The sequence below is a fragment of the Mobiluncus porci genome (assembly GCF_009695935.1).
In the GTDB taxonomy this organism is placed as follows: domain Bacteria; phylum Actinomycetota; class Actinomycetes; order Actinomycetales; family Actinomycetaceae; genus Mobiluncus; species Mobiluncus porci.
Map to the genome: position 1 here is coordinate 1 of NZ_VUMY01000039.1, position 1353 is coordinate 1353.

Below are 1353 nucleotides of genomic sequence, written 5' to 3' on the forward strand. Positions count from 1 at the left end.
CCGCATCCCGTTCGCGGGTCGCGTGCTGGTAGATTAGCACCGTGTTAATATCCGAATGCCCGGCGCGCCGAAGTAACTCAGCCAACGTCGCCCCACACTGACCCGCATGAGTAAGCCCCGAATGGCGGAGCCCGTGAAACGTAAAACGAGGGTCCAAGTCAGGCACAGCGCGTGGGGCCTTCTTGAAATGTCCATTGAGCGATTTATTAGAAAGCCATCTCGTGATTGAAGTGGGGGAATGCACCAGCAAAGCGTCCCGATCCTGCACCACGTAGGTATCGAGGTGGTTCCGTAATGCGGGGATCATTGCTTGCGGCACTGCAATATCTCTAATGCCGGCCTCGGTTTTTGGTGGCCCCACCGTGTACCCGAAACCCGAGGCATACTGCACAGCCCTAGATACGTGAATGGTGGCGGTGTTGTCGTTTTCACCGAAGTCGATGTCCTTGCGGCGTAGTTCCGTGATTTCCCCATACCGCATTGAGCACCAAAACCCGAGTAGCACGGTTATTGCAAGTTCGTCTGGCATGGCTGCTGCTAGCGCCGCCACTTGCTTAGGTGTTGCTACAATCGTGCGCGGGTTGTCAATGGTGCGTCGCTTTTTCGTCACAGCGCCCTTGACCGCCACGGGCGATTCTGGGATTAGTCCTTCTTCTACGGCGGCGTGCATGAGCGCGGAAAAAACGCGGTAGGTTGATCTGCGAGCACCTGGACGTGTGGGGTCAAAACCGTTATACCAGGAGCGTACATCTTCTTTAGTGATTGAGGATAGGGGACATTTTGCAAACCTGTCTCGAAGGTTCGCCCTGTAACAAGACCGATAGGATTGTATGGTTTTCGGCGCTAAAGTGCCCGCTTCAGCGTGGCGGCCGAGATATTCATTCACCCACTGGTCGAGTGTAAGAGAACGCCGTTCTTCAGGCTCCGACACTACTGGCCTGGTGGGATCGAATTGCCCTGACGCATAGGCAGTCTGTTGAGCCGCGAGCCACTCTTGTGCCGGTTTTTTGTGTGGAAAAGTGCTTGGAGCCCTAATGATAGTCGTGCCGTTTTTCCAGAAAGCGCGGTAGTTTCCCGATTTCAGTTTCTCAATGGTGCCAAAGCTGCGCTTCGCCACGGGTTTTCCTCCTTCAATGTCCAGTTCCTCGCTCGTCCCTCACTCATGGGGTACAGGATTTTTCCTGCCACCAGGCTTCGGTGCTGACGGTGCCGTCCGGGACACTCCGAGGGTTAAAGGACAAATTGTGTGTCTGGCCGGTTAGTCCCAGGTGTTGTTGTAGGGGGTGGTGTGGTGGAGTTCGTTCCAGATGATTCCGTCGCCCCATCCGGGGAGGCTTCGCCTGGTGATGTGCT

At 55.7% G+C, this 1353-nt stretch carries 1 protein-coding gene; it reads right to left on the reverse strand.

Features of this window, described 5'->3' with window-relative positions; genetic code table 11:
- On the reverse strand, nucleotides 1-1117 hold a 1117-nt coding region (locus FYJ63_RS10965), incomplete at its 3' end, for a tyrosine-type recombinase/integrase (protein ID WP_338106925.1).
- Nucleotides 1118-1353 lie beyond the last annotated feature (236 nt).